Below are 8,258 nucleotides of genomic sequence, written 5' to 3' on the forward strand. Positions count from 1 at the left end.
GACGACACGGGCAGCAACGGCCGGACGAACTCCCACTCGGCATCGGACAGTTCATGGCGACGCATCACCCGACCATGATCCACCAGTCAAGATCATTTGACGACAGGCCCTAGCGCACGCCAATGTTCCTTCAGCTCCGCCGCGGTGCGCTCGTCGAGTGCTCGGCCGTGCCTGATCAGCGCGTTTCGCATGCGGGTGGCGACGTGGGGGGCTGCTCGGAGCGGCCGAGGCGGCGGCGGACGGGGACATGGATGCCGATGCCGGCGCTGATGTAGCCCTTGTGCGCGGGACCCCGTGCGACCGCGGAGCCCCACACCGGGTCGCCATCCGGCGCGGACAGGAACTGCACGATGCCGCCGAACGCTTTGTGCTCCTGGCTCAACTGCTGGTCATTGCCGGTTTCGGGCGCTCTGGCGCCGTGGACGGCGGCACGTGCGACGGCCAGGCTGTCACCGGCCCGGGCGCCGCCGGGTCGTGCGGAGGATCGCGCCGCTTCGCCCTTGGCGAGGCCGGGTTCGTCGAGCAGACACTGCTGACCCTGCAGCTGGCGGGTAGTGGGTGATGCGGTGATGCAGCCACCACCGGCGGCAGCCCGCTAGGCCGTGCAGGTTGTCGCCCGTGCGCAACTGGGCCGCGCTGAAGTAGTGGGCTTGGGCTCCGCACCACCCCACCCGCCGGTCGATCGGCCAGGGCGGGTTCCACACTGTCAACGGTCAAACAGTGTGGCGGCGTCAACAATTATGTAGCGGCGCCGTTGTGGCACGGCACGCTTACGGCGAGATCCACCCTCAGTCGCCCACGGTCGGGCCGGTGCGCTCGCGGACAGTGGCTCGGACGTGGGCGATGGCGGGTGACGTGGCGAAGACGTCGCCGAGTTGCGCGAGCCAGTCGGCCTCAGCCTCCAAGGGCTGATGGAGTGCGTCCGTGCCGCTGGCATCGGCGTCGCGAGGAGCGGCCCGGCGAGGAGTGCGTCTGCTGCGGCGCCGCAGCACGGCGTGCACGATGTGGTCGGTGATCACCGGGCGCCGCGTGCTTGGCCGTGTCAAGTCCGTCGAGCGTGGACTGCCGGGCCGACGAGAAGAACACGACTCCAGCCCGTTCAGCCCGCGAGGCGTCGACGGCGGGCCCGCTGCCGGCAAGTAGCCCCGCAGTAACGTACCGGGCGACCGGTGGGCCGGACCGTGAGCGTAGCCCCGCATTCCTCACAGAACACGACGGTTTCCCGGCGGACACCGAGGCCATCACGAAAGCCTTGGCGTTCCGTGACGATAGCGGAGGGGCGCAGACCGTCCAGGGTCAGCTGGACGAGTCTGAGGCCGGCCGATCGATCGCGGCGGGCAGCGAGCATCGAGGCGCATCCGACGGTGAGTGAGACGACATCGTCGGGGCCGATGTCAGCGCGGACACCGACGGCCCGCTGCGCCGCGTGGAGCAGCGCGGTCAGGACCTGGCGGAATCGCAGCACGGACGCCGTGAGCATCGGGCGCGGCCAACTCGCGTCGGCGGCCACGACATCGCATATATGCCCGCGCTTGTGGGACTTCTCGACGACGTCCATCAGGAACCCGAAGAACGCCTCGGTAGGCGCGAATCGGGCCATCCGTCGCTCGCCCGAGGCGACCAGTTCGTCCAGGTGCTGGACGAACACCGCCTCAAGGAGAACCTGTTTATTCGGAAAGTGCCGGTACACGGTGCCGGCGCCGACACCGGCCCGGCGCGCGATCTCGCCGAGCGGGACGTCGAGTCCCTGCTCGGCGAATGCCTCACCAGCGGCGGACAGCACCTTGGCCCGGTTGCGGCGGGCATCGGCCCGGTCGCCACCGCTGATCACTGTAGTCATGTCACGAAACCCCTTGTGCACCCGACTCAACCGGGTTGGAGTATTCCAGATATCCCCGGGTTCACCACCCTGTCCGTAGCAACCGGCCCCCGGGGAAAGGAGAGGACGACATGTCCGCCGAACCAATCCATTCCGTCACCGGCCCGCCCCAGGGCCTCGCCGACGGCCCCGTCGCTGTCACCGGCGCGACCGGCAAGCAGGGTGGCGCGACGGCGCGACGGCTGCTGGCCAGCGGCCGACCGGTGCGCGCGCTGGTACGGGACAAGACCGCGCCCGCCGCCGCAGCGCTCGCGGACGCAGGAGCCGAGTTGGCCCTCGCAGACTTCGACGAGCCGTCAGGCCTGGCGCCGGCACTGGACGGCACCACCGCTCTGTTCGCCGTGCCGCCGGTTGCCTACGGGCCAGCCGGCAGCAACCCAGAACTGGAGTTCACCCGCGGCCGGGCCCTGGCCGACGCAGCAGCAGCCGCAGGTGTCCGCCACGTGGTGTTCACCGGTGTCGCCTCGACCTCGGCAGACGCGTTCGCGGCCCCGGGAAAGCGGCGCATCGAGCAGTACCTGCGCGAACAGATCCCACTCGTGACCGTGCTGCGCCCGGTACGGTTCATGACGAACTACCTCGGGGAATCCGGCATCGGCCTCGACGGGATCGTTGACGGCGTCCACCGGCACCTCTTTCCGCCGAACGAGCCTGTCCAGATCATTGCCCTCGAAGACATCGCCGAGTTCGCTGCTCTGGCCTTCGAGCAACCGGACCGGTTCGCTGGACGGACTCTGGAGTTGGCCGGTGACAACCCGACCCCGGCTGAGGCCGTCGCCGCGATCAGTGCTGCCACCGGAATCGCGGTGCACTACGAGCAGCTCACCCACGACGAGGCCGCCGCGCTGAACCCGGGCATCGCCGAGACCCGGCAACGGTGGATCTCTGGCCAACGCTGGCACGCCGACATCGAGGCTCTGCGGGTCATCCACCCCGGACTGCGCACCCTGGCGGACTGGCTCTCCGAGGGCGGCGCCGCCGCACTGCGCATCCGGTTGCTCGGCACCCCGTAGCAGCAGGCTGCGCCTGGCCGCCCGGGTGATCCTTCAGGCATCCGATTGCTTCCGACGACCTGGTTGCCCACCGCCTGGTTGAACAGCGCCCCGCCCCTCGGGGTGCATCCAGGCCCCGTGACCCGGGCCAGGTGCCCCAGAGGGGCCGTCGGCTGATGTCTCGCTCGTCCTCGGGTGCCTCGGGTGCCTCGGGTGCCTCGGGGGCGCGCAGGGGGCGTAGCCCTACGGGCAGGTCGGGGGCTGGAACGAGTACCGGCCGTGCGTCGGCCCCGTCCCCACCCTCACCCACGGCGGCCGCGTCGCTGGCGCGATCGGCCCCATGCAGACCATGATCGACGCGACCGGACGCACTCAACGCCTCCCGCAGTACTTCGACGTCCTCCCCGAACACCGCGGTCTCGGCTACGGCCGTGCCCTGTGGCGCGCGGCCATGTGCTGGGGTTGCGAGAACGGGGCGGCGTACCAGCTCCTCCAGACCGAGGTCGGCGGCACCTCGGACCGCCTGTGCCAGGCGGAAGGACTCGCCTCTCTCGGCTACGTCTGCTCCCGCGACCTCGACAGGGCTTCGTACCGATGGATCATCTCTGAGGCAGGTCGATTGCCTGCTCGCGGCTCATTGCGCCGAAGCGGTACAGGATGATCACCGCGTTGTAGGTGTCGTCCGGGGCGTCTTCAGGTCAACGATCCGCCGTCGTCCGCGGGGCACGTGGTAGGGACGCACCGGGTGGAGCAGCCGGCGGCGGGCGCTGCGGGTACGCCGGGTGGAACACCAGCAGCCGGAGGAGGCCAGCCGTGGCAAACCACGCCAACTGCACGAGCAGGTACCGGGGGACGGCGGTACGGGAGAAACCCGCCGCGATGGCCGCCTGTATGGCGCCGCAGGAGGGCAGGTATATGGCGGTGTCGGCTCCGGAACTCACGACGCGTTCGGCAGTGCAAGATCGACGATGCTGGGCATCACGATGGCGAACATGCCTTCGGCCTCTTGCGCAGCAGAGTGCCGAAGGCGATTCCGAGCGCGCCGTAGGTCATGTCGGCGCAGAAGTGCCGCGGCGAGCAGAACTGGCTGGCGGGCTGTCCAGGCCAGGCAGGTGATCGCGCCATCTGGCGCTTGAGACCGGGTATGCGGCCGCGCCGTCGGACGAGCCGACGCGGCATGGCAGGTGAGGCTGTTCAGCGCGGGGTGCGGGGTTGCGGCGATTGGGGTTGGTCGCGGCGCGGGCGCGGGAGGTCGGACGGCAGGCCGTTGACGGGCGGGAGGGTGTTGCGGGTGCGGTGATGGAAAGTGAGGAGACTGACCAGAGCGGCTGCGGTGAACCACAGGAGTTGGACGCCGAGGTAGGCAGGGGTGGCGATGGTGGAGAAACCGGCGGCTGCGGCGGTCTGCATGGCGCCGTAGGAGGGCAGCAGGCGGATGAAGGGGCTGTTGGCTCCTGAGCTGGCCATGGGGTTCTGCAGAGCCACGTCGACGACACTGGTCATGATCATCAGGAACATGCCCTCTACTTCGCGCCGTAGCAGGGAACCGTAGACGACTCCGAGGGCACCGTAGGTGAGGGCGGCTCCGAAGAGGGCGGTGGCGAGTTGGACGGGCTGCTTGGGGGACCACGCGGCACAGATGACGGCGGTGGCGTAGGTGGCGACGGCTGCGGAGGCGAGGGCCAGGGAGGTCGTCTTGGCGAGGACCAGGTGAGTGCGCGGGTAGCCCGCCAGGGCCAGGCGCCGGTCGAAGCGGCCGCTGTTGAACGTGGCCGCGAACATCATGAAGCCGGTGATCAGCGTGACGGCGTTGAGAGCGCCGGTGATCTGGGTGAGCAGGTTGCCGGCCGGGGCGAGCCGCTCGCCTGTGGCACTCAGTTGGAATGGGACGAGTTTGTCAGGGATGACGAGGTAGGCGAGGGTGACCCAGACGGGGACGTACAGGGCGACCAGGAGCATGGCGAAGGTGTTGCGGCCGTGCTCGATCAGGTCGTACCGGGTGGCGGTGGTGTAAAGAGCGAGGTGCCGTTTCACGCCGCCACCGCCGTGCCGCGGATGAGGGTGCCGTTGTCCAGGTGCCAGAGTTCGTCGAGGCGTTCGATGTCGTAGGCCAGGTGGGACACGACCAGGACGGAGCGGCCGGCGCTGCGCAGGCGGCTTGCGAGGCGCCAGAACTGCTGGTATGTGTCCCAGTCGAAGCCCTGGTAGGGCTCGTCCAGCAGCAGGACCTGCGGGTCGTGCATGAGGGCGAGGGTCAGGTTGAGTTTCTGCCGGGTGCCGCCGCTGAGGTCGCCGGAGCGTTCGTCGGCGTACTCGGCGAACCGCAGTGTTTCCATGATCGTCTCGGCATGGTGCAGGTCGGGCAGGCCGAAGGCGGCCTGGAAGAACTTCAGGTGTTGGTGGACGGTCAGGGCGTCATTGAGGACCACGTCCTGCGGGCAGTAGCCGAAGCGGCCCTGATGGCGGACCGTTCCCCGGTCCGGGTGCAGTTCGCCGGAGAGGATTTTCAGCAGGGTGGACTTGCCCGCCCCGTTCTCCCCGACGATTCCGACGAGGGCACCGGGACCCAGGTCCAGGTGGATTCCTCGCAACACTTTCCGCTGACCGTACGCATGGTGCAGATCTTTGACCTCCATTACTCGGTCACCGGGTACGGTCGACGACCGTCGTGGTCAGTTCTTCCAGCCTGTGCCGGGCAGCCGAGGGAGGAAGCTGGGCCAGTGCGTCCCGCGCGTTCGCGGCATGCGTCCGGGCCATTTCGGTGGCCTGGTCGAGAGCACCGCTGCGGATGAGGACCTCGGACAGCCGCTGGTGAGCGGTGACGGCATCAGTCTCTTCGACGAACAGGTCGTGGAGCGTGTCCCGGTCGGCGCCGTCGGCGGCGTCCCGCGCGAGGAGGACCGGGACGGTGGGCTGCCGGTTGGCCACATCGCTGAACGCGCCGGAGTTCTCGGTGCCGGGCGTTCCGGCCGCGTAGGGAAGGAGATCGTCGCGGATCTGGAAGGCCACGCCGAGTTCCTCGCCGTAGGTGCGCAGTGCCGCCTCGTGGTCGGCCGGGGCGTCGGCGAGGATCGCGCCGGCCTGGCATGCGGCACTGGTCAGCGCTCCGGTCTTGCCCCGGATGATCTCCAGCACGGTCGCCAGTACACAGGTGAGATCTCCGCGGACAAGAGCCTCCTGGGCGATGGCAGCAGCTGTGTGCTTGAGCGCGTCCGCCGCGACGCGCCCCGCCCGCAGGACGCGGTCGGCGGGCAATCCTGCTTCGGTGCCGGCGAGCATCGCCACGTACGCGGTGGAAGCCAGCCCGTCACCGGCCATCAGCGCCATGCTGATACCGAAGTGCTCCACAGCCGAAGCTCGTGCGCGGCGGACGGGGGCCTGGTCGATGACGTCGTCATGCATCAAGGTCGCCACATGCAGGCATTCCAGACCGGCGGCAAACGACAACGTCTTGTCCACCGTGCCCCCTGATGCGGCCGCAGACCACACGCACAGCCTGGGGCGCAGCAGTTTGCCCGACGGAAACAGCGCGTCCAGGCACGCGACGCTCATCAGGTCTTCCCCGGCGCCCACCCAACGCCGGATCTCCTGCTCCACCAACTGGTTGACGGTCCGGTCATCCAACTCGCTGCCTGCCGTACCGGCGGTGTCCGACACTTTGGTCGTCATGGGTTTCTCCCCCAGTTCTCACTCAACGTAGTCACGCTCCCGCCTCAGCCCGCCAGGGCGGCACGCCACAGGCCCAGCCCCGCCTGAACCATCGGTCCTGTCGGTGGAACGGCGACGCACCGCAGGATGGAGGGACCCGCCGCGAGGACGGCGGCGCACAGCGCGCGGGTGAGGGTGTCGAAAGCGGGCGCGTACCGGTGCAGCCATGGGTGCTGCCGTGTGCTGTCCAACAAGGCCGGCAAGCCACTGGTGATGCGTGCCACTTCGAACGCGATCAGCTCCCTGGTGGCCGCCGTCCATCGCCCGGCCTCCAGATCCTCCCTGCGCACGCCGAACCGGTCGAGGTCCTCAAGCGGCAGATACAGCTGTCCCTCGCGCAAATCCTCCGACAGATCGGCCAGACAATCCACCATCTGGAACGCGTCGCCGTAGCCGCGCACGATGCCCTCGCCGACCTGTCCGGCCTCGCCGAGCGCATCCCATGTCGACATGATCAAAACAGCGGAAGCCCCGCTGCTGCCGGTCGCCCAGGTCTGCCAGTCCTCGTAGGTGGCGAACTCGGTCGCCTCCCAGCTGCGGCGGAGCGCAGCAAAGCACTCCTCCATCAGGGCCCGGGGCGGGCTGTCGAAAACGGTGCTGCACGCGTGAGCCGCCGCGTGCAGCACCGGATCCGAACTGCCCCCGGATTCCAGAGCGGCATACCAGGCGTCAATCCACTCGTCCAGACGCCGAAGGCGCGCCTCGGGTGGCCCTGTGTCCACCCGGTCATCAGCTTCGAGGATCACCATGGTCACGGCGGCGGCGTGGGCGCGTCTCTCGGGTGGCGCCGCGAGGGTCCCTACCCAGCCCACACCGCCACGCTCCCGCAAAGCGGCGCGGGCACAGACGGTGTAACACTCCCGCAGCACCGGATCCTTGATTCCTGCTGCGTCCAACCAGCGTCGTACCAGCACGGCACCCCCACTCGACTCCCCGGCCAAACCGGACTCTCACAGGTCCGCCTGGGCTGACGCAGGCGAGCCGAGGAGGCTCAACTCAATGAGGTGAACTGATTCGCCCCCAAGGGTGTCTGGCTGTTGTGGCATTGACCGTGAGTGCGTGACGCTGACACGAAAAATAGAGCGTGTGCGGGTCAGGCTGTGGCGATGGGGGCGAAGCGGACGGTGAGCCCGAGGCGGTCGGCTTCCTTGGTCATGCGTCGGATGGCGCGTTCGGGTTCGCGGCGGGTGAAGTAGTCGGCTCCCAGGTCCTGGTCGGTGGTCTTGTTGCGGAGGATGTGCCAGATCGCGATGGCGATCTTGTGCATCACGGCGACCTGGGCCCGCCGCCGGCCACGCCAGATGGCGACGCACCGGTAGTAGGCGCTGAGGCAGCAGTCCTTGTTCCGGATCGCCGCCATCTCGGCAACGCCCAGTACGCGCTCGTGGTTGCTGCCCTGCCGGGTGCGGCCGGACTTGTTGACACCGGCGGATTCGTCCATCCCCGAGCAGACCCCGATCCATGAAGAGAGGTGCCCGGCGGTGGCGAACTGCGCCATGACACCGCCGGTCTCGGCGATGATGATCTGGGCGGCCGCGGGGCTGATGCCGGGGATGGTGTCGATGCCGGCCACGTTCTGATCGTGCCCTAGTACTGCAACCGCATCTGGGGGTTGTGCCCTCGACGTTTGTAGTGGGAGCGGCGGGCTCGTGCCTGGCTGTGTCTACGGAAGTGTGACC

General features: G+C 68.8%; 9 protein-coding genes and 1 pseudogene. 3 read left to right on the forward strand and 7 right to left on the reverse strand.

Going from position 1 to position 8,258, the window contains the following annotated elements:
* The first annotated feature begins 247 nt into the window (after nt 1-247).
* Nucleotides 248-562, forward strand: coding sequence for a hypothetical protein (locus ACZ4MF_RS48340; protein WP_467500751.1), 315 nt, complete (start codon nt 248-250; stop codon nt 560-562).
* A 226-nt stretch (nt 563-788) separates the two neighbouring features.
* Here the strand turns inward: ACZ4MF_RS48340 and ACZ4MF_RS48345 are convergent, their stop codons facing one another.
* Both ACZ4MF_RS48345 and ACZ4MF_RS48350 read right to left on the reverse strand, forming a co-directional pair.
* Nucleotides 789-1,019: a hypothetical protein gene (locus ACZ4MF_RS48345; RefSeq protein WP_467500752.1), complete on the reverse strand. Its 231-nt coding sequence runs from the start codon at nt 1,017-1,019 to the stop codon at nt 789-791.
* An 80-nt stretch (nt 1,020-1,099) separates the two neighbouring features.
* Nucleotides 1,100-1,840, reverse strand: coding sequence for a TetR/AcrR family transcriptional regulator (locus ACZ4MF_RS48350; RefSeq protein WP_467500754.1), 741 nt, complete (start codon nt 1,838-1,840; stop codon nt 1,100-1,102).
* 110 nt (nt 1,841-1,950) lie between these two features.
* On the opposite strand from ACZ4MF_RS48350, the gene ACZ4MF_RS48355 reads away from it, so the two are divergent.
* Nucleotides 1,951-2,892 (forward strand): NmrA family NAD(P)-binding protein, encoded by a 942-nt coding sequence (locus ACZ4MF_RS48355; RefSeq protein ID WP_467500756.1) that lies wholly within the window; start codon nt 1,951-1,953, stop codon nt 2,890-2,892.
* A 262-nt stretch (nt 2,893-3,154) separates the two neighbouring features.
* A pseudogene (locus tag ACZ4MF_RS48360) lies at nt 3,155-3,430 on the forward strand (GNAT family N-acetyltransferase); the annotation flags it as partial.
* A 635-nt stretch (nt 3,431-4,065) separates the two neighbouring features.
* Here the strand turns inward: ACZ4MF_RS48360 and ACZ4MF_RS48365 are convergent.
* From ACZ4MF_RS48365 to ACZ4MF_RS48385, 5 genes are all read right to left on the reverse strand, one after another.
* Entirely contained in the window at nt 4,066-4,905 is an 840-nt protein-coding gene (locus ACZ4MF_RS48365) for an ABC transporter permease (protein ID WP_467500757.1), read from the reverse strand.
* Nucleotides 4,902-5,507 (reverse strand): ABC transporter ATP-binding protein, encoded by a 606-nt coding sequence (locus ACZ4MF_RS48370; protein ID WP_467500759.1) that lies wholly within the window; start codon nt 5,505-5,507, stop codon nt 4,902-4,904. Before ACZ4MF_RS48370 ends, ACZ4MF_RS48365 begins: the two co-directional genes overlap by 4 nt.
* Before the next feature lie 7 nt (nt 5,508-5,514).
* The gene (locus tag ACZ4MF_RS48375) at nt 5,515-6,540 is read right to left on the reverse strand and encodes a polyprenyl synthetase family protein (protein ID WP_467500761.1); all 1,026 of its coding nucleotides are present in this window, start codon (nt 6,538-6,540) and stop codon (nt 5,515-5,517) included.
* A gap of 44 nt (nt 6,541-6,584) precedes the next feature.
* Nucleotides 6,585-7,493, reverse strand: a complete 909-nt coding sequence (locus ACZ4MF_RS48380; protein WP_467500763.1) for a phytoene/squalene synthase family protein — start codon at nt 7,491-7,493, stop codon at nt 6,585-6,587.
* A gap of 179 nt (nt 7,494-7,672) precedes the next feature.
* Nucleotides 7,673-8,152 (reverse strand): transposase, encoded by a 480-nt coding sequence (locus ACZ4MF_RS48385; RefSeq protein WP_467500765.1) that lies wholly within the window; start codon nt 8,150-8,152, stop codon nt 7,673-7,675.
* Nucleotides 8,153-8,258 lie beyond the last annotated feature (106 nt).

Source organism: Streptomyces sp. NPDC025793, assembly GCF_055558375.1.